Origin of the sequence: Paenibacillus sp. N3/727 (assembly GCF_022637315.1) — a bacterium.
GTDB classification, from domain to species: Bacteria; Bacillota; Bacilli; order Paenibacillales; family Paenibacillaceae; genus Paenibacillus_AQ; species Paenibacillus_AQ uliginis.
On record NZ_CP093336.1, the window covers coordinates 4,336,564 to 4,361,083 of the forward strand.

Consider the following 24,520-nt stretch of genomic DNA (forward strand, 5'->3'; position numbering starts at 1 on the left):
ATCGGCTTAATCAGGCGTTTTTTCAATATATGTTGACTTTATCTTACTAGCCTTTATGCGTTTACAATTAGGGCAGCAAATATCCTCTGCGTACCGCATCGTCAATCAACTCTTTCGCCCACTCACAAATGCCAGGCACAGAGGAGGATATAGATTCAATTCGCGACAATACTTGTGCGGAGGTCACGCCATGTTCGCGCCATGACTTCCCTTCAATCGCATAATTGTGCAGCAAAGGCTGAAGCCGATCCATCGCACAGGCGAATTGTGCATCCCGAGAGGAGCCTTCCTCAAATTCGAGCCACAACGCCATCATGTCCTTACACTGATCTTCAGGCAAAATACTGAATATCCGCTCCGCTGCGGCTCGTTCACGCTCAAACTTCCCCACACTTCCCTGAACGTCATACGCAAAAGTATCACCCGCATCAATTTCGACCAGATCATGTATCAGCAGCATTCGAAGAACACGCAGAAGATCCGGTTTGATTCCTCCTACAGCATACTCCTCAAGCACTGCTGCCATAAGCGCAATATGCCAAGAATGCTCCGCATCGTTCTCCCGTCTTGTACCATCGGTAATATACGATTGTCTAACGATATTTTTCAGCTTATCCACTTCACGAATAAAATCCAGTTGTCTTAAAAAACGTTCATTCATGCTTGATTCCCCCTAAAATATCTTGCTTCCACATAACCTAAGCATACTTAAAAACAAAAGGCAGTCCAGAAAAATCATTTTCTGTTCTGCCTAATGCTTCTTTACGGTCCTTCTGGAGATTCATCATGCTGCTGAGAACGATAATAAGTGTGATATACTTATCTAGTATTAAAACAACAATTCGTAGGAGCCTAAACAGATGCACAAGACCCCGATTCGTAATGTTGGTATCTTCGCTCATGTCGATGCTGGAAAGACGACAACCACCGAGCATTTGCTGTTTTGCAGCGGAGCTATACGCAAGCTGGGCAGCGTTAATGATGGTACCGCCCAAACCGACCAGTTGGAGGTGGAACGCGAACGGGGCATATCGGTAAAATCCGCCTCAGCCTCGCTGGAATGGAACGGTACAAGGCTCAACCTGATCGATACACCGGGACACGTCGACTTTCTGTCCGAGGTGGAGCGGCCGCTCAGGGTCATGGATGGTGCTGTACTTATCATCTCCGCAGCCGAAGGTATTCAATCCCAGACCGAAACCGTCTGGCAGACCTTGCGTTCGCTCAGGATTCCAACCTTGCTCTACATAAATAAAATGGATCGGACAGGTGTCGACACCAAGAGTCTGATGGATGAAATCCGGCGTGTACTCTCCCCTGACATCTTTCCTGTAAACTTACCACTTGGTGAAGGAGAAACTTTTCATAGCGTGTCCTCTATCTGGAGCGATAGTGACAGCAGCAACCCTGCTGTCGAGACCAGCCTGCATTATGCAACGGAGCTGGCTGCCGGACTCGACGAAGACCTGCTGGAGCGTTACGTTGAAAACGGCACTCTTCCGAAAGAAGACATTCGAAATAAACTTAAAGAATATACCCTTATTGGTCAATCCTTTCCCGTCTGTTTCGGAGCTTCTCAACGAGGCATCGGTATCCGTGAACTGCTGAATCATATGACCGAATACCTGCCGGAAGCCGGCGGCAATGAAGGTGCTGAGCTGTCAGGCGTCGTATTTAAAATCGAGCGTGACTCAAATATGGGCCGGAGAGCATATGTACGCCTCTATAACGGTATTTTGAAAAACCGCGACTCCCTCTTTAACTCCACCAGAAACATCACCGAGAAAATCACCCAGATCCGCAAAATGGATAGCGGCGGTAAACTGGTAGACACCGGCCAGGCGGCAGCAGGCGACATTGCGGCTGTATATGGTCTGGTACAGACCCGGATTGGAGACATCCTCGGAAACATTGAAGGCGTTCCTGCCTCCCCTGAGATGGCGGTTCCGCTACTAACGGCGCAGGTCCGAAGCAAGGAAGCTTCACGATATCAGGAATTAGCAGAAGCACTCCAGGAGCTTACAGATGAAGATCCGTTGCTGGATTTTCAATGGATGCCGGTTGAACGGGAGCTTCATTTGAAAGTGATGGGAACCATTCAGCTGGAGATATTGGAAAACATACTTTTAAACCGATACCACCTTGAGGTCGTCTTTGATCCGCCTTCGGTCATTTACAAAGAAACGCTGGCTTCGACAGCCCAAGGCTTTGTCGCTTACACGATGCCTAAACCTTGCTGGGCGGTGCTGCGTTTCGACATGAAACCCCTTCCCCGCGGCAGCGGTCTAGAGTACAGTTCCATTGTCCGGAATGAGAATCTTCTCCAGAGTTATCAGAACGAGGTCGCAAGACGAGTACCGGAAGCCCTTCGCCAAGGACTATTCGGCTGGGAAGTAACCGATCTTAAGATCACACTCGTAGAAGGCGAGCATCATGTGTGGCATACACATCCACTCGATTTTGTCATTGCCACACCGATGGCAGTAATGAACGGGCTTGCAACTTCAGGAACCGTACTGCTTGAACCTATGCTCCGCTTCCGGCTGACTGTGCCTGAGGAGAATGGCGGACGTATGCTCAGCGACCTCGTCCAAATGAGAGCCATATTCGACAGCCCAGTCATCTCCGGAGACCGCTGTATCGTAGAGGGGGTTGTACCCGTAGCCGAATCACTCGATTTCCCTATTCAAGTTCGCTCTTTAACCGGCGGACGGGGCGTGTGGACTACTTCATTTGCCGGCTATGAAAAATGTCCGCCCGGAAGTAACGTCTCACGCGAACGCCGGGGTGTTAATCCGCTGGACCAGTCCCATTTTATTCTCAGCATGCGGAATGCTTTATCCAATGTGTAACGAATTAATAAATGGAGGATAAAAATGGGTAACTTTATTGGGTTTCTTTTATTATGGAGGATTTTGGGTAACCCGGTCTTAGCCATACTGGTCATACTTCTTATCGTTTATTTATTGGACCGCCGATTTATCGGATTGTTTCCAAGCTTCACCCGCCCTTTCAAACGGATGCGCAACATCTCCAAACTTCGTACCATAATTTCGAACAGTCCAAGTGATGTATCTTCACGGCACGAGCTTGCCAGACTGCTCATTGAACGCCGCAAATACAAGGAAGCTTTGGAGCTACTTGAATCCATTCATGCCAGCTCTGAAGATTCCGCGGAATATTGGGATGATCTGGGGACCTGTCACCTGAACACCGGGAACATTCCGCAAGGTGAGCAATATATTTTACAAGCACTCGAGATGAATCCCAGAGTAAAATACGGACGGCCTTATTTAAGGTTGGCGGGGGCTAATAAAACTAGTGATCGTGAAAAAGCAATCTCCTACGTTCAACAATTTCAAGCCGCACATTCCTCCTCCAGCGAAGCTTATTACTTACTCGGATCCATGTACAAGGATCTTGGAAGAAACGAAGAAGCGAAACAGGCCTTCAAGGAATCCGTGGAAGTGTACAAGTCATTGCCAAAGTATAAGAAGCGCCAGGAACGAAAGTGGGCTGTTCGAAGCCTTCTAAAAAGCACCCTATAAATCTGCATGGATAGACTTTTACCAATTCAAAAAAATCGGCTCCTTCAATCAAGGAGCCGGTTTTTTTATACAAATATGCGGTGAGGCGCCGTGTACTTACCTCTACTTTAAAGGCTTGTACCCAAGCTGGTTCAGCTGCTCTGCAATAACACGATGTCCTTTCGTGCTTGGATGGACGCCATCAATAGAGAGCATCTCTTGCTCCCGGCCTAAAAACCGGGAATATACATCGGCTACACGAAAATAACCCCCATCTCCCAATCCTATCAAGTACCTGTTAAAGCGTGTAACATATTCTGCTGCATCTCCCCAGGAAGGATACGGATTGTACAAGCCCACTGCCCTAATCATGTATGGCTGTCTGCTGCCTGTCTTTAATTTACGAATGGCGCCGAGACTGCCGGACATATTTTGCTGACAACGAATTAGAGCTATATCCAGCTTCGATTTGTCTAGATGACCTCCTGACGACTTTACAGCACGGATCAGATCATTCCCTCCAATAGAAATGGTAATGATATTCGCTTCTTTTAAACGACTCCGGAACCTTGGATCTCTCATCACCCGTTCATATAGCTCCTCTGAGGTTAACCCGTTGATCCCCAAATTGTCATAAGCTACAAACTGCTGAAGATGTATCTCGGACATCCGCCTGTATAACGGCACAAAACCGCTGCCAGGCATAGCCCCAATCCCGAAGGTCAGGGAGTCGCCAACAGCGGTGTAATGGTACACCACCCCATTCACCTCCCCCCCGCTCATGTTAGATATCATATGATTGATCCGCGGTATCCGAAACGGAAAGTAGCCTCGTTTGAACGGAAAACCTTGGTAAGGGGGGGGGAAGATGATAGGAGTTACATATTTAAGCTTTGATGATGATCATCAGACTGTGATTTAGCCCCGCTAAATGGCCACCAATTGCCTTTACCGAACATTTTCACCATCACGGGCACAAAGAACGGCAGGAACACCAATGCGTAGAGCACAAGACCGGTTAGTACAACTGTTGCTATCTGCATCATAGACAGGACGCCTGATGGATACATGGCTGCAAAGGTACCGCCCAGGATCAAGACCGCTGATAAGATGACCGTACCCATATTTCTCATAGCATGGAGTATTGCATCCTGCACATTCATCGTTTTGTTCTCGTTAAAACGGTCCATCAAGAAGATACTGTAATCCACACCAAGTGCCGTAAGCATAACGAATCCAAAGAACGGAGTCGCCCAACTTATGCCCGAGTATCCCAACAGATCAACAAAAACAAATTCGGTCATTCCAAGTGACACATAGTACGTAATGATCAGTGAGAATAAAAGATAGATCGGCATAATGATGGACCGCAGCAGAACGATCAGAATCAGCAGTATTCCTGTCATCATCAGGATGACTGTCCGGTTATAATCCTCATCCGAAATCATTTTCAAATCCGCAAATGTGCTAGTTACACCGCTGATTGCCCGTTCGGCATTTTCCAGCTTTGTACCTTTTACTGCACGAGTCACTGCATTTTCTATTTCTTTCACACTGTCCAATGTATCGGCAGCATATGGATTTCCTTCAAAAACAACATCGATAGTCATGATTTTCCGGTCCGGTGACAAGTAATTGTCAAAAGCCCGCTGCATATCCTTATGGCCAAGCGCCTCCTGTGGAATAAAGAACCCACTTAATTCTTTATCCGGCGCTGCTTGAATTTGTGCAAGATAATCTTGCGCAGTACCCAGTCCTCCGCTGATCTTCGCAAGTCCATCGACGCTTTGATTCAGGCCATCTGTCAGCTGAGAAATCTGGCCTGACAATTGGCCAAAAGCTTCCTGAATTTGCTCCTGTCCTCCCTGCAGTTGCTCCATACCGGATTGAATCGAAGGAAGTTTGCCTACGACTTGGCCTTGACCGCTTGCCGCTTGTTGAAGCCCTTTTTGTAATGCGTTCATGCCGGAAATCAACTGGTCAAAGCCATTGGCGAGTGCCTGTTGACCGGATGCCGCAGCTGCAAAGCCTTTATTGGCTTTATTCAAGCCGTCTGCTGCTTGTTTAATCTGCTGCTGCATTTGGGTCAGCCCTGCAGCAAGCTGAGAGGTACCTTTACCTGCCTCACCGACAGTACCGCGTATCGTTAAGTAATCCGCATCCTGAAGAAGTTCCGGTCGAGATGCCTCCAAACGTTTAAAGGAAGCCTCTAGTCCGTTCAGGGCTCCGGCAACGCCGCTAAGTTTCCCCTGAATTTCAGTCATCGCGGTGCTCAAAGCACCTACCCCTTGAGCTGCCTGCCGGTAACCTTTAAGCAGCTCGTTATTGGCGGTCGCAAGCTGCTGGGCACTTTGTTTTGCCGTTTGAAGACCTTTCTTAAGCTCACCACCCCCAACAGAGCCACTCTGTACGCCGTCCTGAATTTGCTTGAGTGCATTACCTAGCTCCCCGATCCCTTGATTCAGTTCAGCAGTACCTTGAGTCAGTTTGCCGCTGCTTTCTGCCGCTTCTCTAAGTTTAGGCTCATTTTGACTTAATTGTCGGCTGGCCTCGGACAGTCCCTTTTGAATTTCTGATAAACCGTCCGTCGTCTGATCCAGCCCTTCATTCAAAGTTCCGACCTGTTCGGAGATCTGGAAATCCTGGATTTCATCTCCAGTCGGACGAGACAAGCTTCGGACAGAGTCTACGTCATTTACCTTCAGCAGCTCACGTGATATTTTTTCCGTCAAAGCCATATATTCGCCTGTATCCATCCTGTCATCATTTTTGATGACGACCGTTGCCGGCATGGATTGACCTGCACCGAAGCCCGCTTCTATGAGGTTAAAGCCTTTAACGGATTCATAATCTTCACTGATTTCTTCCATACTGTTAAACGACAGCTGCCCGTTATACGTAAACAGAAATGGTGCGCAAATGACGGCAACAATCAGAAGCGCTGCCAATGGACGCTTGAGCGAGAAGGAACCCGTAAGGCCCCAAATCCGGCTCTCTTTATGCTCCAACGAGCCTTTTGAAGGCCAGAACAGCTTATTGCCAAGCACCGCCATGAAAAAAGGCACCACCGTATACAGCGCTGCGAGCATAACCGCGATGCCGATCGCTACAGCTACCGCAGACCGGTAAAGGATAAACTGCGATAGTCCGATGGACAGGAACCCAATAAAAACGGCAAGGCCCGAGAAAAATACCGTTTTACCGGCTGTTCGATAGGTTTCCACGATCGCTGAAACAGTATCTTCCTGACGCATCAGCTCTTCCTTGTATCGACTGATCAGCAGGATACAATAGTCTGTACCGATCCCGAACATGACCGCAACCATAAAGATTTGCGTAAAGGTGGACAGCGGAAAATCGACCGTGTCCACCAGAAAAGCCACGACGGACTGCGACACCAAATAACTGATACCTACCGTCAGCAAAGGGACCAACGGAGCAACAAACGATCGAAACACGGCAAATAAAATTACAAGGATAAATATAATGGTTATGTATTCCGTCTTTTTGAGTCCATCTTCCGAGCCCTGAATCGTATCCTCATTAATCAGTTCATTACCAGTAAGAAAATATTCCACACCGATATCGCCAAGTGTTTCATGCACCTTCGTTCTCAGTTCTTTAACCGGCATCTTATCCATATCTGCTGAGACAGCGATCATAATGGTCTTGCCGTCTTTGGATATCATCTTGTCTTCAAGAGCAGGTTCGTCAAATGGATTCATAATCGTATCAATACCTAATACATACTGCTGTGCTTTTAAGTCGGAAACAGCTTTCTTAACCTTACTTTTTCCAGCTTCCCCCAAACCGTTTGAGTCATAAAAAACCATGGCGGATTGAACCAGATTCCCTCCGCCCTTGCCTGTATTCATCTCTTTCAATATCTGGGCTGCTCGGGTTGAAGAATATCCATCCGGAACAGACAGCTGTCCTTTTTCCCGGACCAGATCACCGATCGATGGAGCAGTAAACAGCATTACAACAGCAGCAGCCAACCATAATACGACGACAACCCATCTGGCTTTAAGTATCGTTTTCATTCTCTAGCCCCCCTCCATGCTCCTGCATCAGTCTGGCCAGCTTTTCATACAATGTAATAAAGTGCTCCACTTCCCCCTCGTCAAAATGGGTCAAATACGACGACACAAGTGACTGCAGCTGAAGCTCGGCCTGTTGATGCATACTGCGACCATTTTCTGTCAATGTCAGATAGACCACTCTGCGGTCTTCCTCATCACGTGCTCTCTCAATCCAGTTCCGCTCCACCAATCTGTTGACAATCGCCGTAATGGAGCTTTTGCCGACAAACAATAAATCCGCCAAAAAAGTAGATGTACATCGTTCATTATTGTGGATCAGACACATCACTTGATACTGCTCGCGCGTCAGCTCAACGCCGATCCCTTCACGGGTATCCGCTAGTATTCGTCTGCTAACCATCATATCTGCCTCTATATAACGTTTGATCCAGCTCTCCGCATGTTTCAGATCGATGTTGCTCACCCCTGTCCTATTTAGTTCACTAATCAAACTATTTTATGATGAAACTATATCCACTTATGAAACAATTGTCAAATTTTATGAAAAGGTTTGTTTGTTCGTTGTTGAAGGAAGTATATATGAACTACCACTTGGAGCTAACAGTAAATTTTTCATGTTAAAATGAAAAAAACGCAGTACGTAAATATGCAATCAAATGCATAATGTACGTACTACGTTTCAACCAATAAACTAAGAACGAGCGCGGCGCCACTAGCTGTTAGTCCATATGATTATTTAATACAGAATATCTCAGTTACTTAATGGGATAGCATAACAATAGCCCACACTTTGTGAAAAATGAGGGCCACTGTTCGCTTACCTACCAAGAGATTAAGCACTTGCTCTTCATAACAATATCGATTAATTGCGGATCAGATAATCGAAAGCACCTAAAGCTGCAGTGGCGCCAGATCCCATAGAAATGATGATCTGCTTGTATGCACTATTCGTACAATCGCCGGCAGCAAATACTCCAGGTACGTTGGTATCACCGTGGCTGTTTACAACGATTTCACCCATGCGAGTTCGTTCAACCGTGTCAGCTAACCATTCTGTATTTGGTAGAAGACCGATCTGTACAAACACACCCTGCAATTTGATATGATGAGTTTCTTCTGTCTCACGATCGATGTAGGAAATACCATCAACCTTGTCCGTTCCGGTAATTTCTTTTGTTTGCACGTTCTTAAGAACAGTAACATTAGGCAGGCTGTAAAGGCGATCTTGCAGCACAGCATCAGCCTTGAGCTCTGGCGCAAACTCTAGAACCGTTACATGTCTCACAATACCTGCCAGATCAATCGCAGCCTCAACACCTGAATTACCGCCGCCAACAACCGCGACATCTTTGCCTGTGAACAAAGGACCATCACAGTGCGGGCAGTAAGCTACCCCTTTGTTCTTGAACTCTGCTTCACCAGGTACACCGATATTCCGCCAACGCGCGCCTGTCGATACGATTACTGTCTTACTCTTTAGAACAGCACCGTTTTCGAGTTCAATTTCGATGAAATCTCTCTTTTCCAGACGCTTAGCACGCTGTGATTTCATAACATCGATGTTGTACTCTTTCACTTGCTCTTCAATACTGGCTACGAGCTTAGGACCTTCTGTATATTTCACACTGATAAAGTTCTCAATGCTCAACGTGTCATTGACCTGACCGCCAAATCGTTCAGCAACAATACCTGTGCGAATCCCTTTACGCGCTGCGTAAATCGCCGCACTTGCACCCGCTGGGCCACCGCCAACAACAAGTACATCATACGGATCCTTATTGTCAAACTCAGATGCGTCCGGACCAGTACCCAGCTTAGAAAGAATGTCTTCAACCGTCATACGACCGCTGTCGAAAAATTCACCATTGAGGTAAACGCTTGGCACAGCCATTACTTCCTTGCTCTCTACCTCTTCTTTGAATACCGCACCGTCAATCATCGTATGAGTAATACCAGGATTGAAGATACTCATCAAGTTCAGAGCCTGTACAACATCAGGACAATTATGGCAGCTCAGGCTGATATAAGATTCAAACTTATATTCGCCTTGAATGCTCTTGATCTGATCGATTACACTTTGCTCAACCTTTGGAGGTCTTCCGCTAACCTGTAATAGAGCCAATACTAATGAAGTAAACTCATGACCGAGCGGAGTTCCAGCAAAGGTTACTCCAGTATCTTCACCTACACGATTTACACTAAAGCTTGGAGTTCTAGATAACTGTGTCTTTTCTACCGTTATCTTCGTAGACATGCTGGCAAGTTCATCTACCAGAGCCATCATCTCTTGCGATGCATCATCCTCGCCTACACTAACTTTTAGCACCACATCGCCTTCCAGGAGCTGGAGATATTGTGCTAGTTGAGTTTTTATTTCTTGATCTAGTGTCATCTTGCCACCTTAAATCTTGCCTACGAGATCGAGGCTTGGCTTCAGTGTTTCTCCACCTTCTTGCCATTTCGCTGGGCACACTTCACCTGGATTGTTGCGAACATATTGTGCCGCTTTAATCTTGTTAATAAGAGCACTTGCATCACGGCCAATGCCACCTGCAGTAATCTCAACGGTTTGGATAACGCCGTCCGGATCAATGATGAATGTACCGCGATCTGCAAGACCTTCAGCTTCGATCAATACATCAAAGTTGCGGGAAATCACATGGGAAGGATCACCAATCATAATGTACTCAACCTTGCCAATTGCAGGAGAGCTTGCATGCCATGCTTTATGTGTGAAATGAGTATCTGTAGATACAGAATATACTTCAACACCAAGTTTCTTTAAAGTTTCGTATTCGTTCTGCAAATCTTCGAGCTCAGTAGGGCAAACGAATGTAAAGTCAGCTGGATAGAAGCAAACTACGCTCCATTTACCTTTGAAATTTTCTTCTGTAACATCGATAAAATTACCTTTTTGAAATGCAGATGCTTTGAATGGTAGTACTTCTGTTCCGATAAGTGACATATTTATAATCTCCTTTAGATGTATTTTTGTGAATAGAGATATTCAGAAGCTGTAGATAACATATTCTGAACTCACTTTATAATAATTATTATTAGATAGTTAGTCGAACTTGTCAAGTTGTTTTAGAATAATTATAATTAACAAAACAGTGAACTCTTTAAATTAGTTTATTCATCATTTTACCAAATTCATATCAACATACTACTCTTCTTCCTCTTCCACTTCATATACACAGCGGTAACGTTCAACCCCAGGGTAAAGCTCTCCAAGACTGTAAATCTCAAATCCGATGCTGCGGTAAAAGCCTACGGCTTCCTCATCCGTTTCTGCAATAACACGCGCAGGCTTTTGCTGCAACAGCAATTCCAAAATCATACCACGGCCGTAATCTTTGCCTCTGTTTTCCGGTGTTACCGCAATGTGCTTGATCGTCATTTCATCTTCTACTTTGTCGACACCAATGATGCCTACAAGCACTCCTTCTTCTTCATATCCGTACAATTCCAGTCCATTAGGTTTACGGTAAGCTTCTACCGCTTGATCCAATCTCTCCGGATCCGGGAAGACGGAGTAAGCAAGCAATTCCTTAACCTCCAGATCCTCCAGACGGGAAGAAATTTGTTTTATCATCGTCATAACTCCATTCCAAATAGTATCTCAATCTCATATTACTGCAATTTCTGTGAGGTAGTACCGAGCTTCCTGAGTAGAGCTGACGCCTGCAGCTTCTCTTCATCCGTCAGACCGCTTACCGCGTGCGCAATCTTCTCTTTATGTACGGAGAATATACGTTCAAACAGCTCCCTGCCCTCATCGGTCAATTCAGCGTAAATTACACGGCGATCCTCTGCCGATGCTCTTCTGATGAGCAAATTCTTTTTTTGGAGCTTGTCCACTACATACGTAATATTTCCACTAGAAATAAGTACCTTCTCGCCAATTTTTTGCAGTGGCTGCGGTCCTTTGTGATACAACACGTCCAGTACTCCAAATTCAGTTGAGTTGAGCCCATGACTTTGAATGCTCCGGTTAGAGTGAGCCATCACGGAGTTGTATGCCCGTGAAAGCACTACTAATAAGTATAATGACAAATCTTCATGTTCCTGATTATCCGACATGCTTTTTTAACCTCCGAAATCATTATCCCGAGTTGTTTTTTGTTGTTATTGCCATGACATCCACAGACCCGTCACTACGCCCGATAAAAGCTATGTCTGCCATGCCGATGAACAAGCCATGTTCCACAACACCCGGAATTCCCCTCAATTCCTGCTCCAGCTGTTCAGGAGAGTTTATTATACCAAATTCACAATCCGCAATGTAATTGCCGTTATCCGTTACATACAAGTTCCCCGCTTCTTCCAGCCGAAGCCGCACGCTGCACCCCAATCTCTCCAATGCAGCGTAAGTCCACTCCCTCGCAAAAGGTACAATCTCAACGGGCAGCGGAAAGTTCCCCAATGAAGAAACTGACTTACTCTCATCGGCCACAATAAGAAGACGATCACTGTGGAAGGCGGTAATTTTCTCTCGAAGTAGAGCACCTCCACCACCCTTGATCAAGCGAAGCTCTGGATCGAGCTCATCCGCGCCATCAATCGTGAGGTCAAGTCTGCCGATTTGGTGAAGGGGGGTTAGTGTAATTCCGTGCTCAATTGCCAGCTTTTCCGAAGCCTTAGACGTAGCAACCGCTTCAATGGACAGCCCTTCCTTCACACGTTCTCCGATTCGGACGATGGCCCAATAGGCAGTAGATCCGGTACCGAGACCAACCTTCATGCCATCCTGAATATATTCAACTGCTTTTTCTGCGGCATTCTTTTTCATATTCATGCTGTTCTTTCTCCTTTGTTGTTAAAGAATATCGTTTCTGGAGGTATAATAGTCATGACTATTATACCTACGGAGGAATGAATATGCGTACCGGGAATCAGATACAATCCAAGATTAACGAATTATCCATGCAAAAGAAAATGCTTCAGTCCAGAGCAGCTTCCCTGCCTGAAGATAGTGTCGAGCGTCGCAATTTAAACCAGCAGCATTCACGGCTTGATGATATGATCACCATGCTGGAATGGGTGCTGGATGAGCCGAACGGCAAATACCATATGTAGTTAACAATTTTAAACGGGGCTGCGCTCCGCAAGCCCCGTAATAACGTTGTAGACAGCCTGTTAAACATAGTGTTCCAACCACTGAACATACAAATCCGTATTGTCTGATTCGAAACATACAAAATCAATCTGCTCGAGTCGGTTATCCTGCCGATCTTCTCTGAGAAATTCAGAGACCGCTTTCAAAGCAACATCACAAGCGGGCGATTTGGGATATCCGTAAATACCGGTGCTAATATTGGGAAACGCAATGCTTCGTGCTCCCACTTCATTCGCCAGCTGCAAACTACTTCGGTAACAATCTGCCAAGGTTTGTGCTTCACCACGGCCTCCGCCTTCCCAAATTGGACCGACGGTGTGGATAACATGCTTGGCGTCCAAATTTCCTGCACCCGTAATTACTGCGTGACCTGGAGGACATCCCCCCTGGAGCTTTCGGATTTCCTTGCACTGCTCCATAATCTCAGGACCGCCTATCCGGTGAATGGCTCCGTCAACACCATTACCGCCCAAGAGGCCGGAATTCGCTGCGTTTACGATAATGTCACCCGTCCAAGCCGTAATATCGCCTGATAATACGGAGATCAGTGTCTTTCCGATGGTTATCGTTTTCATACGGAAAATCTCCTTTCGGCCTTATTCCTGTTCATTACCCCCTCAGAGGGGAGGTTGACTCTATCCACAGCATTGTTATTTTAACAGTTCCTATTTCGTTTGGCTTGCAGCCGCCTCTGAACGATTGGCAGCTTCAGAGAGCCGATCCGCCATTCGTATTTCATCCTCACTCTGCAAAGCTTCCACTTCCGAACGATAACCGATAAACGTTCCTCTTTGATGAGCCTGAATCATATGTCTCATCATTATCGTTCCTGCCTCTTCTAATTTCAAATCCCCGCTGCTTTCGTGAGTAACTCTGCACAAAACAGCCTTCATTATTCCGTTCAAGTCACGGTATTCCATGATCCCCAGCGGCACCATAGTCCTTCGGTCCTCTTCGGTTAATTCCCTCGTCATATAAAGTGTATATTCAGAGGAAGGCACTGAAATGTATGCTGCCTGCTTCTTTTCGGCAATCAATTTTGAATTCCGAAAAGCTAAATATCCTGCCACAGCAAGCAACAACAGACATACCGCGATTCCTACCTTTAGCATTAAATCCTCTCCTTATTAAATGCAACTCCAGACTAAAGCTTTATAGTCATGTAATATCTTCCGGTTCCAGTTATTTCCACAGCTGTATTGTGGCGAGTAGTAACATATGCAGCGGATAAAACGATCTCCATATCCAGGAAGGCACGCGGAACGACTCAATCCGCTTCCACACGAGCGGGCCGTAAGCAATCAGTATGGTCGGCAGCAAACTCCACAGCTGCAGTTCCCAACTATTTAAGAAAAGATACAGCATATTCAGCATCAGATGCCACGGTACAAGTAAGTAGGCTGGAGAGTACCTGAATATCAGAATGAGCAGTAGACCATAGGCGCCGTAATCAAAGGGAAACATCTCCATAACGATACTTGCGGCAGCGACAATTCCGATGGACAGCAGCAAGGAATCAGAGCGGTCCAATATGTGCAGTACAACCGCACCGGCCAAAAGTGAAACGACCACATTCAATCCATAGGGATTGATTGCAAGCTGATACGGAATTTGGGACAATAAAGCGATCATACCCAGACGAAACATATAGCGAGGCCTTGATGAAGTGTGGATATAACCCTGAACAAGACCATAGACATAAAGGGGAAATGCAATACGCCCGATGATTCTCCAAATTTCCTGTCCGGAAAAAAAGACAAGTCCAACATGATCAATCAGCATCGTTAGCATGGCCAGCAGCTGCACAACATCCCTCCCCAGCTTATAACGCAAAATAGGCTCATTTCTTGTTGCAATCTTTATTCCATTATGAGTTGCTTTTCCTTTGTCTGCAAGCTCAAAACAATCTATGAAATTATCGTTCATTCATCCAGAAAAACGCCCGTCCCCCTTGAAGGGTACGGGCGCAGATTAAATCCGTTATATACCTACTATTATAAAAGTTCCTTACGAAGCTGCTCCGGTGATTTCGGAGACAACAGTCCGAATGGAATATCAAACACGGTTTTCGCACCGGCGTCACCAGCTTGTCCCAACTTAAAAGCGGCACGTGCATAAGCCACGAGCACACTTGCGGTAAATTCGGGATTGCTATCCAGCTTCAGACCGAATTCGATAATCTGCTTGCTGTTTTCTCCAGTACGGCCGCTGCGCAGCACTGTACCCCCGTGTGGCATGTTGGAATGGTCGCGCTTCAGCTCTTCTTCACTGATAAAGTTTACTACCGTATCATAATCAGCGAAATAGTTCGGCATTTCTTTAATTTCAGTCTCAATCGCAGCTTGATCCGCTCCTTCTTCAGCTACGATATAGCATTCACGAAGATGCTTGTCGCGGGTGCTGAGTTCCGGATTCTCACCGCTGCGTACACGCTGAACAGCTTCTTCACGAGGAATCGTGTACTGCACACCATTCTTCACGCCGACAACACGGCGAATGGCATCAGAATGGCCCTGACTTACACCCTTACCCCAAAATGTATATTCGTTTCCTTCTGGAAGTACTGCTTCTCCAAGCAGTCTGTTCAAGGAGAATAATCCCGGATCCCAGCCTGTTGAGATCACGCTGATTTTACCGCCCTTGCGTGCGGATGCGTCAACACTTTCGTAATAAGAAGGAATTTTAGCGTGTGTATCAAAACTGTCTACTGTATGAAACAGTCCTGCCAAGGCCGGACCCTGTTCCGGCAAATCAGTAGCCGAACCACCGCAAAGGATCAGTACATCGATTTGTTCTTTATAACTATCCAGTTCAGATATATGTACCGCTTTCGCTTCCGAGGATACCCCTTCAGGATCACGTCTGGAAAATACGGCTTTCAGTTCGAAGTCACTATTCTGCTTAATGGCCTTCTCTACCCCGCGGCCCAAGTTTCCGTATCCTACAATCCCCACTCTTATCTTTTGTGTCATATTACGCCTCCTTATATTTTGCTTCCGCTATTGTACCAATAGTTTCGTCATTTTTAAACAATAGCCAGCATATTTATCGGATTTTTTTTATTATTATACCTTGGTGCTATTTCGTTAAAGTCAACGTTACTCGGCCTCGACAAATTCTCCCGTAACAACTCTGCCATTCACATGAACCGTACTTCCATCCCAAACAAAGGCCGCTTCTATGATTTTACTATCTAGTCCCGTTAGCACAACTAAAGGGCTACCACGTGGTGGCAACCCCTTATTTTCATGTTATTCAACTATTTATTCCCAATTTATAATAATTATAATTCCTGTTTTCAATATCAATATCGTTTTGAAATTCAAAATTGTATCTCTACACTCTATAGTAAAGATGTTTTTGCTCGTGACTTAATTCAATAAGCTAAACCTAGTGTCCATAGCTATGTGATTCCGCAGCGAAGTTCTGTAGTACTCCATAAACAACAAGAAAAATAGTCATCACAATAAGTCCATAACCTGTCCAACGCAATATTTTACTATTCAGGCTATGTTTCTCATTCAGTTTTGTTGTTTTGATAAATAGCCATCCGACACATATCAATAACGCCATTACAAATGCAGATTGTGCAAAGGTTTCCACAGGAGACTCCTTTCGTTTAATTTTGACGATAATAATGTGGTAAATGTTCAAAATCCCCCTAAAGTATCAGCGGTTTCCCATATAGGTTTTTCAAATGTCTACTTTAAGGGGTACACTTCAAATCAGAACGGTGGTTTCAGTTTTAAGAGTTAACTGCTGTGTCTCCATGCCCAGATCGATTCATCGTCTCCGGATGACGGATCATGGATACACAGAACAATGCAATCAACATACTGCCCGCTGCACAATAGAACAGAACTGAATATCCAAATGCATCAATAAGCTGACCCAGCAGCGGCGGTGAAGAGATGGCGGCAAGTGAGGATACAAGATAGTACATCCCGGTGCGTGTACCAATACTCTCTTCCGATCCGGTAGATACGATGAACGGGTAAGAGTTAATGTTGATACACGCCCAGAACAAACCTCCGATCGTCAGCAATATCCGCAGCACCAGCAATGAATTGATCAACGGGACGGATGCAAATACGACCAAGAGTCCTGCAACGCCGATAAATATTACCCGCTTCTTCCCAAATTTGCTTCCGAGCCACCCGCTTGGAATAGCAAATAGTACAAAAGCAAGTGAAAAGAATGTCAGCGAGAACGACGCTTCTGATTTCGTCAGTCCCATTTCATTTTTGCCGTACAAGGTAAAAAGGGTTTCCACACCTTGATAAGCGACAAACCAAAAGAAGATGGCTAAGAGCAGGAGGATCGTTGTACGATTTAACTGACCCTTAAACGATATTTTTGTTTTGGCCTCGGCTTGTGCGACATAACCCGGTGCATCCCGCTTCTCTTTAATAAAGCGCATCAGAATAAACATGGAGATCAGAGTGACGCAAGCCGCCGCAATGAACGGGAACGAAGGATGCGCTTTAAACAATACCGATCCGGCACCAAATGCAATGATGGAACCTAGGCCCCCCATAAAGTTAATAACACCGTTGGCCCGGGTACGGTTTTTCTCGGCTGTGATGTCGGGCATGAGCGCAACCGTTGGAGAACGATAAAGGCTCATAGCGAGATTCATCAGCACCATAAATAGAATCAAAGTTACCATTCCGGTGTGAAATGGAATGATTGCTGTAAACAAGGCGCCTAGCGGCATGCCGATGAGCAGATATGGCATTCTTCTTCCGAAGCGGGTATGAGTCCGGTCGCTGCGACTGCCTATCCATGGCTGTAAGAATAGAGCAAAATAATTATCGATGGTCATAAAAAAACCGATCCATGCAACGCTCGATATGTAGTCCTCAAGAAAAAAGGGGACAAAAGCGTTATATAATGCCCAGGTAATACTGATACTGAAAAAACCGAATCCTAACAGCCACGTTTTTTTCACATATTCACGCTCCTTCAGTACGAAGCAGTCCGTCAAGCCGATCCGGGTAGTCGGTAATTATACCGGCTACTTTAGCCGCAATCAGACGCTTCATTTCTTCCGGTTCATTAACAGTCCACGGATGGTACACGATACCGCATGCTTTGGCTTCCTCAACCCATTCAGGTAGCACAGCATATTTTAAAGCATGCAGCGCATCAGCGCCTACAGATTGGCCGTATTCCCAAGCCTTGTACAGTCCTTCTACATACAAAATACCTGTACGGATTTCAGGGGCAATGGACTTGCATTTTACGAGTGAATAATGATTAAAGCTGGAGATGACAACCCGATCCTCCATCCCGAAACTTCGGATACTGGCGATTACCTTTTCTTCCAGCTCTGGATATTGGATGCTCCCGTTTTTCAGTTCAATGTTTACAATGGTACCCCGATCTTTTGTCAGCTCAAGCAGCTCCTCCAGCGCAGGCAACCGCTCTCCACGGAATTCCTCACTGAACCAGGAACCCGCATCGAGCTTCTGGATTTCTTCGAACGTGTAATCTTTAACAAATCCCTGTTCACCAGTCGTTCTGAGAACCGTTTCATCATGAATTAGAATCAGCTTTCCATCCTTAGTCATCTGGACATCTGTCTCGATTCCTGTTGCTCCGAGCTCCAGTGCCTTGCGGAATGCCGACATTGTGTTCTCTGGGCATACGCCAGATGCCCCCCGGTGTGCAAAGTTGATAATTTGTGTCATGTTGAACTCCTCCTGATCGTCTTATGGATTTATTTCTATAGTAGCCCCTAATTGTTAAGGCTGTGTTTAATGAGAGCAAACAAACTCAAGCAGGTAATTCGCTCCCTCATCCTTATTCCACATGTATGATCCAAACCCTGTAAAAATCCGTTATAAAAACGATTTATTTTTAGGTATCACTACTTTCTTCCCATTATTCTTCATGACAAAAAGCCAGACGCATTCTCTCGCGTCTAGCTTCATTACCGGAAAATAATCCAAACTTCATTACTTCCCGTTTTTCTCGATATATGCCTGTATTTCTTCAAACGTAGGATCTTCAAACTTTACACCATTAACAAAGACAGTCGGGGTTCCTTGAACCCCCTGCTTATTCGCGATATCCAGATCACGTTTGATGTTCTTGATATACTTTTCAGACTTCAGATCTTCTTTAAATTGTTCCAATGGCACTTCGGGCATTTCTTGCTCCACCAGATCAGTAATAAAAGAATAGGTCGCCCATTCTTTACTTTCGTCACCTTGTCGTTCCGTCATCAGTTCATGATACTTCCAGAAATAAGCCGGGTCCATTTGATACAGTGTCTCTCCAGCTAAAGCGGCCAAGATGGAGTCCGGACCGAGAAACGCCATATCAACATATACAAAATTGGCTTTCCCTGTATCAATATACTCTGTTTTCAATCGGGGAAATACCTCTTCTGTCCATATTTTGCAGTAAGGACATTTATAATCCGAAAATTCTACGATTTGAAACGGCGCTGATGAGTCCCCCAAAACTGGTTGATTCTCAACATCAAAGTCTTCCGGCACTTCACCGGCCTGGACCTGGTTGAGATCAGGATATTTCATGCTCTCTTCTCCGCCTGATTTATTATTCAGGACAAACAATGTAGTAATAGCCGCAATAACGAGGAGACCCAAAATAATTCCAGTGAACACCCTTTTACGCTGTGACAATGGATTTACGGATTTTGACGGTTTTGGCTGTGAACCGGAATGATTAGACTTTTTACGCTTGCTTTCCCCCAAGTTCTCTCCTCCTTTTTCCTATTGAGATTTAGAATTATAAATAAGCTATCAAACTGACTCTAGGACAAATCTCTCTTTCATCACATAAATATCGCATAAATATGGGCAATTTAATCACATAAACATAGGCAATTTATTGACAATCATAACTTGTTATGAATACAATTGTTTAGACAACTATTTTTTTGGAAAATGACTGAAAGCGGTGAGTTATTTCTTGAACAATCCTGAAAACAATCCTTCGATCGGATTCCAGCTCGGTTTAACCTACCGAAGAGCCACGAATCTGTTTGCACACAAATTAAAACCTTTTGATATTACACCTGAACAGTGGTCTGTGCTAAACCAGATCGCAATCAGCGAAGGATTGAATCAAAAAGAAGTTGCGGCAAGAGCCGATAAAGATCAGCCGACTACGACACGCATACTCGATTTATTAGGAAAAAAAGGGCTCATTCGGAGAGAAGTTTCACCCCATGACCGCAGAGCCTTTTTGCTGCATATTACGGAAACCGGCAAAGAGCTGATCGCATCCACAACTTCCATAGAGCAGGAGTGCAGCCGTATTATTGCCGAAGGTATCGATCCGAAGCAGATAGAACTGTTCTGGGACATCATCTCTCGTATGAACGCAAACATCGAACGAAATCAGACATAACAGGAGAGATAAAATCCATGAATGACCTAATCAAAACAAACAAATTGTGGACCAAAGAATTCGTCACATTAATGCTAAGCAATCTGTTCTTGTTTCTCACCCTTCAGATGCTTTTGACCACACTGCCGGCTTATGCAAAGGAAGCCTTCGGGGCCAGCCCGACACAGGTTAGTCTCATCACAAGTGTATTTGCATTTAGCGCTATTGCATCCCGGCTGTTTTCCAGTAAAGCTCTGGAAAAGGGAAAACGCAGGCAGCTGCTTTACATCGGCCTCTTTATATCTCTGATTGCAACTCTTGGCTATTACTGGGCCACTGGCATTGGTGTTCTGTTGCTTATGCGCGTTTTATTCGGCATCGGCTTCGGAATGACCAGCACTTCCTTCCCGACGATGGCTTCGGATGTAATACCGGCTAAACGCCTCGGAGAAGGAATGGGTTATTTCGGCTTGTCTACCACCCTTGCCATGTCCATTGGACCTATGATTGGTTTAACTCTTCTACAGGGCGGAGGATTCACTCCGCTTGTTATTATCACATCAACCATAAACATTCTCATATTTCCGTTAGCTTTTTTACTTACCTCGAGAACACCTAAAAACCATAAGGAGCCGGCACCTGAACCTATTCAGGAAGGCGGGAAAACTTCCGTCATACGTCGTTTACTCCTCCCTTCTGTTTTGAACTTCTTGACATCAGTTACATATGGTGGACTTCTAAGTTTTCTCGCTGTATACGGAGATGAAGTCCAACTGTCCAATCCGCAATATTTTTTCCTGTTTAATGCCCTTGCCATTATTCTGATTCGTCCCGTATCAGGCCGATTGTATGACCGATATGGACACAAAGCACTATTAATTCCAGGCGCCTTGTTGATGCTGGCTGGTCTTGTACTCCTTACTTATGCATCTTCGACCGGAGGTCTGCTTATTTCCGCAATTTGCTACGGCCTTGGTTTCGGTTCTATGCAACCTTCACTGCAAACCTGGATGATCCAGGAAGTTCCTGCCCAGCAGCGTGGTATGGCCAATGGGATGTTCTTAAATTCATTAGACTTCGGGGTGGCCATCGGCGCCATGATTCTAGGAGCGATTGCCCGATACTCCAGCTACACCATTATGTATCGTTATTCTGCCATTGCCATGGTTTTATTAATCATCATTTATGCGGCAGCTCTCATCAAAAGTTCCGTCTCCCGAAATCCAGATATCAACCAGACCGAAGCAGATCAATCCATTTAATTGTTCAGCTTGTTGAACTAAACATTTCTCACGAAATAGAACATAAAAAAACCTTGCTACTTACGGGCAAGGTTTCTGTTGCTCAATCCATGCGGCTTTTTAAACTGCATCTTCCGGGAACTTCCTCCACCACGACCCTGTTCTCTCTCCTCAGGCTTCACGGCAAAGAAAGTTAATAGCGCTCCGATCCCTGACACTGCGGCCAGCACAATAAACAGTACCCAATGATTGGCTCCAAGCAAAAGAGATACGACGGGTGGCCCCAATGAGACCCCTATGAAGCGCATACTGCTGTAAAGTGATGTAATCGTTCCTCGCTGCTCTTTCTCCACACCCTCGGTCAGAAGGGTGTCCATACATGGAAGCGTAAGCCCGATACCAATACTTCCAATAGTCATCAGACTTATAACAAAATATATCTGATCACTGAATCCTGTTATGATCAATGAGGCTGTAAGCAGTGTCATTCCCGTAAATCCGGTCCACTTCATAGCTGTCTTATTATTTCCTATAAATTTCCCTGCCAAAAAAGAAGCTAAACAGAGTCCAGCGAGCGGTATAGCCAGAACAAGACCTTTCAGAACACCCTTTAATTGATACGTTGATTCCAGTATCTCCGACAAATAAAAGAGAACTCCAAACACTCCAAACATAGCAATGCCGCCAATCGCAAAAATCGCATACAGCCATCGGCCCTTTTCATGAAGTACCTCTTTCGTGGTTTTCAAAAATTCACGGACTGACTGCTTGTTTTCTTTATGCTTAGGCGGTTTTACAAGAAATATGACCAATAGAATAGAGATTAAGCATAACGCGGGTATCGCTATAAACGGAAGATACCAGATAATACTTCCCAAAAAGGCTCCTAATATCGGACTTACAACTTTACCGAACGTATTCGATGTTTCGATAATTCCTAAACTTTTACTAACTTCTTCTTCTTCCTTAAACATATCACCTACAAGTGGAATCACAATGGGAAAGGCACCGGCCGCTCCTATACCCTGAAGCAGCCTGCCTGCCAAAATTACGGTGTAAGCTCCCATTCCATCCATCAGCCAGGCGGCAACCGCTGAAACCCCACCTCCTGCAGCAGCAATAATCAAGCTTGGTATAATTATTTTTTTGCGCCCGTAACGGTCTGAGAGATACCCGGCTATGGGAATAAGTAGTATGGCAACAACGGCATAAACCGTGATCAGCATACTGACCATAAACGAGCTAATACCTAAAGCTCTTGAAATTTGGGGTAAAATGGGAATTAGCATAGAATTGCCTAACGTCATGATTAACGGTATGGATGCAAGGGCAACCAAATCCCATTTCTTGTTTTCCATGAGAAGACCACCTTTAACATCATTTGCTTCACTCTATATTGTGGGTTCTTTCTCACGTAATATTCATGGCAAAAAGGTGGTTTACAATTGATTACACTTTAAAACCGGACATGAGTTGCTGCAGATGATTTGAAAGTTCATTTAACGTTTGAATACTGTTTGTGATTTCCTCCATCGAGGCCAGCTGTTCTTCAGTTGCAGCGCTGACACTTTGAGTACCTCCAGCCGTTGTTACCGTAATCTCAGAAATCCGTCTAACCGATTTAACAATCCCATCCGCACCATAATTCATCTGTTCCGTAGCTGCACTCACTCCGGCGATTTGATCGTTCAGTTCCCCAATCGATTGCTCGATATTTTGGAAAGCTTCTTCAGCTCCCTTTGCAACATTCATGCCTTCCATTACGGATTGGAGCCCGTTCTCCATCACTAGTGTCAGATCCATAATGTCACGTTGAATTTGTTGAACGAACTGACTGATTTCTTCTGATGATGCCGATGATTGTTCCGCCAGCTTTTTCACTTCCGAAGCAACTACAGCAAATCCTCTTCCATGCTCACCAGCCCGGGCTGCTTCGATCGAGGCATTCAGGGAAAGCAGGCTCGTCTGGGTCGCCACATCCTTAATCATGTCACCCATAGCTCCAATACTGGCGGCTTTTTGGCCCAATGCCTTCACAGCCTCAGTTGACTGACTTACACTACTGCGTATATTTTCCATCTGCTGCATCGTATGAATAATTGCCTGCTCACCCTCTCCCGCGAGTTGATTCGTTTTGCTTGAGAGTTCTGCAGTTACCTGAGCCGTTACTGCGATCTGTTTCATTCCGTCTGCCATTTCATAGACAACGGCTGAAGTAGCCTCCGTGTCCTGAAGTTGATTTTCTACCCCCGCCGCCAACTCCTCCATAATACCCGAGGTGTGCTGTGTAGCCTGACGGATCTCCTCTGAACTGGATTTGAGCATCACAGTAGATTCCGCCACCTGACTGGCAGCATCTTGAACTTGGAGTACAATTTCCCGGAATCCTTCATTTAGCTTGTTGTAGGCACCAGCCACTTCTCCGATCTCATCCTTCGTCTGGATGCTGACCTTCGTTATCAGATCCCCTCCACCTTCTGCAATCTTCAAGAGTTGCTCACGCATCCGACTTAGAGGAGAAATCGATCGAACTAGGAAAAAGCTCTGAAGTGCGTTATATACAACCACGGCTATACCAACAACCAGAACAATTCCGTTTTGAATATTAGCCTGTTTGCTGATTGCATCCTGTCGTTCTGCCATCTCTTTATCTTTTTCTTCCGTGAATTCTTTTATCATAGGTTCAAAGGATTTGCGAATTTCCCTTTCAAGCCCAAAGGCCTCCTTATAATCGATAAAAGGATTGAGCTTTTTCTGTCCAAGACCTGCCTTGATTAACACTTCTTCTACCGCATCATTGTAAATGGAATATCCCATAGAGATCTGATGAAACCTCTTTAACTCGGCAGGCTCTGAAGACGCCATCTTTTTCGTCTCTTCTAATAACTGAACAAAAGAATCTTGTTTCTTTCTCAGATCGTCTATAAATAACTGATCTCCAGACAGCAAAAATCCTCGTTCATCATTCGCTATACCCGCAAAATACAACTGCATTTCATTCAGATTGTAGACAATCTGCTGATCCAATTCGATGATCGATGTGAATTTCCGTTCCGTTGCTTTTGAAGAAATAAATGCACTAATGATCATGCAAGCTATCACCGTAGTTACAACGGTTGAGGAGATTATTAATTTCGTTCTAATTTTCATTTGACAGCACCTATCCTTATGTAAGTTTCCCATCCATATATATCTTTCGACAGGATAAGCAGTGAAATGAATAGGTTA

24 protein-coding genes are annotated in these 24,520 nt (G+C 45.2%); 5 read left to right on the forward strand and 19 right to left on the reverse strand.

The window, feature by feature from the left end:
• Positions 1–67 precede the first annotated feature (67 nt).
• Positions 68–661 carry an HD domain-containing protein gene (locus tag MNQ98_RS19965; RefSeq protein WP_241929805.1) on the reverse strand — a complete coding sequence of 198 codons (594 nt, stop codon included), beginning with the start codon at positions 659–661 and terminating at the stop codon, positions 68–70.
• Between the two features lie 199 nt (positions 662–860).
• Here MNQ98_RS19965 and MNQ98_RS19970 point away from each other — a divergent pair, with 199 nt between their 5' ends.
• Both MNQ98_RS19970 and MNQ98_RS19975 read left to right on the forward strand, forming a co-directional pair.
• Positions 861–2,852, forward strand: a complete 1,992-nt coding sequence (locus tag MNQ98_RS19970) for an elongation factor G (RefSeq protein ID WP_241929806.1) — start codon at positions 861–863, stop codon at positions 2,850–2,852.
• Between the two features lie 24 nt (positions 2,853–2,876).
• Positions 2,877–3,548: a tetratricopeptide repeat protein gene (locus MNQ98_RS19975; RefSeq protein ID WP_241929807.1), complete on the forward strand. Its 672-nt coding sequence runs from the start codon at positions 2,877–2,879 to the stop codon at positions 3,546–3,548.
• Between the two features lie 102 nt (positions 3,549–3,650).
• Here MNQ98_RS19975 and MNQ98_RS19980 read toward each other — a convergent pair whose 3' ends face one another.
• The 8 genes from MNQ98_RS19980 to rpiA form a co-directional block, all read right to left on the reverse strand.
• Positions 3,651–4,286 carry a GDSL-type esterase/lipase family protein gene (locus MNQ98_RS19980; protein WP_241929808.1) on the reverse strand — a complete coding sequence of 212 codons (636 nt, stop codon included), beginning with the start codon at positions 4,284–4,286 and terminating at the stop codon, positions 3,651–3,653.
• Positions 4,287–4,405: 119 nt separating this feature from the next.
• A complete protein-coding gene (locus MNQ98_RS19985; protein WP_241929809.1) occupies positions 4,406–7,570 on the reverse strand; it encodes an MMPL family transporter in 3,165 nt (1,054 codons plus the stop codon).
• Entirely contained in the window at positions 7,554–8,033 is a 480-nt protein-coding gene (locus MNQ98_RS19990; protein ID WP_241929810.1) for a MarR family winged helix-turn-helix transcriptional regulator, read from the reverse strand. The genes MNQ98_RS19985 and MNQ98_RS19990 overlap by 17 nt, the downstream gene beginning before the upstream one ends.
• Positions 8,034–8,432: 399 nt before the next feature.
• Entirely contained in the window at positions 8,433–9,962 is a 1,530-nt protein-coding gene (gene ahpF / locus MNQ98_RS19995) for an alkyl hydroperoxide reductase subunit F (RefSeq protein WP_241929811.1), read from the reverse strand.
• A gap of 9 nt (positions 9,963–9,971) precedes the next feature.
• On the reverse strand, positions 9,972–10,535 hold the full coding sequence (gene ahpC, locus MNQ98_RS20000) for an alkyl hydroperoxide reductase subunit C (RefSeq protein ID WP_208918801.1): 564 nt from the start codon (positions 10,533–10,535) through the stop codon (positions 9,972–9,974).
• A 201-nt stretch (positions 10,536–10,736) separates the two neighbouring features.
• The gene (locus MNQ98_RS20005; RefSeq protein ID WP_241929812.1) at positions 10,737–11,165 is read right to left on the reverse strand and encodes a GNAT family N-acetyltransferase; all 429 of its coding nucleotides are present in this window, start codon (positions 11,163–11,165) and stop codon (positions 10,737–10,739) included.
• Between the two features lie 38 nt (positions 11,166–11,203).
• The gene (locus MNQ98_RS20010; protein ID WP_208918799.1) at positions 11,204–11,653 is read right to left on the reverse strand and encodes a MarR family winged helix-turn-helix transcriptional regulator; all 450 of its coding nucleotides are present in this window, start codon (positions 11,651–11,653) and stop codon (positions 11,204–11,206) included.
• A gap of 22 nt (positions 11,654–11,675) precedes the next feature.
• Positions 11,676–12,368: a ribose-5-phosphate isomerase RpiA gene (gene rpiA, locus MNQ98_RS20015; RefSeq protein WP_241929813.1), complete on the reverse strand. Its 693-nt coding sequence runs from the start codon at positions 12,366–12,368 to the stop codon at positions 11,676–11,678.
• 83 nt (positions 12,369–12,451) lie between these two features.
• Between rpiA and MNQ98_RS20020 the strand changes: the two genes are divergently transcribed.
• Positions 12,452–12,649 carry a hypothetical protein gene (locus tag MNQ98_RS20020; protein WP_208918797.1) on the forward strand — a complete coding sequence of 66 codons (198 nt, stop codon included), beginning with the start codon at positions 12,452–12,454 and terminating at the stop codon, positions 12,647–12,649.
• A 60-nt stretch (positions 12,650–12,709) separates the two neighbouring features.
• Here the strand turns inward: MNQ98_RS20020 and MNQ98_RS20025 are convergent, their stop codons facing one another.
• From MNQ98_RS20025 to MNQ98_RS20060, 8 genes are all read right to left on the reverse strand, one after another.
• The gene (locus MNQ98_RS20025; protein ID WP_208918796.1) at positions 12,710–13,264 is read right to left on the reverse strand and encodes an O-acetyl-ADP-ribose deacetylase; all 555 of its coding nucleotides are present in this window, start codon (positions 13,262–13,264) and stop codon (positions 12,710–12,712) included.
• A 90-nt stretch (positions 13,265–13,354) separates the two neighbouring features.
• Positions 13,355–13,801, reverse strand: a complete 447-nt coding sequence (locus tag MNQ98_RS20030) for a hypothetical protein (RefSeq protein ID WP_208918795.1) — start codon at positions 13,799–13,801, stop codon at positions 13,355–13,357.
• A gap of 70 nt (positions 13,802–13,871) precedes the next feature.
• On the reverse strand, positions 13,872–14,615 hold the full coding sequence (locus MNQ98_RS20035) for a TraX family protein (protein ID WP_347272223.1): 744 nt from the start codon (positions 14,613–14,615) through the stop codon (positions 13,872–13,874).
• Between the two features lie 68 nt (positions 14,616–14,683).
• On the reverse strand, positions 14,684–15,661 hold the full coding sequence (locus MNQ98_RS20040; RefSeq protein WP_241929814.1) for a diaminopimelate dehydrogenase: 978 nt from the start codon (positions 15,659–15,661) through the stop codon (positions 14,684–14,686).
• 418 nt (positions 15,662–16,079) lie between these two features.
• Positions 16,080–16,343 carry a hypothetical protein gene (locus MNQ98_RS20045; protein WP_241929815.1) on the reverse strand — a complete coding sequence of 88 codons (264 nt, stop codon included), beginning with the start codon at positions 16,341–16,343 and terminating at the stop codon, positions 16,080–16,082.
• Between the two features lie 91 nt (positions 16,344–16,434).
• The gene (locus MNQ98_RS20050) at positions 16,435–17,640 is read right to left on the reverse strand and encodes an SLC45 family MFS transporter (protein ID WP_241929816.1); all 1,206 of its coding nucleotides are present in this window, start codon (positions 17,638–17,640) and stop codon (positions 16,435–16,437) included.
• A gap of 4 nt (positions 17,641–17,644) precedes the next feature.
• Positions 17,645–18,382, reverse strand: a complete 738-nt coding sequence (locus tag MNQ98_RS20055) for a glycerophosphodiester phosphodiesterase (protein ID WP_241929817.1) — start codon at positions 18,380–18,382, stop codon at positions 17,645–17,647.
• A gap of 267 nt (positions 18,383–18,649) precedes the next feature.
• Positions 18,650–19,414: a DsbA family protein gene (locus MNQ98_RS20060; RefSeq protein WP_241929818.1), complete on the reverse strand. Its 765-nt coding sequence runs from the start codon at positions 19,412–19,414 to the stop codon at positions 18,650–18,652.
• A 217-nt stretch (positions 19,415–19,631) separates the two neighbouring features.
• Here MNQ98_RS20060 and MNQ98_RS20065 point away from each other — a divergent pair, with 217 nt between their 5' ends.
• Together MNQ98_RS20065 and MNQ98_RS20070 are read left to right on the forward strand one after the other, a co-directional pair.
• The gene (locus tag MNQ98_RS20065; protein WP_241929819.1) at positions 19,632–20,072 is read left to right on the forward strand and encodes a MarR family winged helix-turn-helix transcriptional regulator; all 441 of its coding nucleotides are present in this window, start codon (positions 19,632–19,634) and stop codon (positions 20,070–20,072) included.
• 17 nt (positions 20,073–20,089) lie between these two features.
• Positions 20,090–21,313: an MFS transporter gene (locus MNQ98_RS20070; protein WP_241929820.1), complete on the forward strand. Its 1,224-nt coding sequence runs from the start codon at positions 20,090–20,092 to the stop codon at positions 21,311–21,313.
• Positions 21,314–21,369: 56 nt separating this feature from the next.
• Here the strand turns inward: MNQ98_RS20070 and bcbE are convergent, their stop codons facing one another.
• Together bcbE and MNQ98_RS20080 are read right to left on the reverse strand one after the other, a co-directional pair.
• The gene (bcbE, locus tag MNQ98_RS20075) at positions 21,370–22,650 is read right to left on the reverse strand and encodes a bacillibactin exporter BcbE (protein WP_241929821.1); all 1,281 of its coding nucleotides are present in this window, start codon (positions 22,648–22,650) and stop codon (positions 21,370–21,372) included.
• Positions 22,651–22,741: 91 nt separating this feature from the next.
• Positions 22,742–24,442 (reverse strand): methyl-accepting chemotaxis protein, encoded by a 1,701-nt coding sequence (locus MNQ98_RS20080; RefSeq protein ID WP_241929822.1) that lies wholly within the window; start codon positions 24,440–24,442, stop codon positions 22,742–22,744.
• Positions 24,443–24,520: the final 78 nt, after the last annotated feature.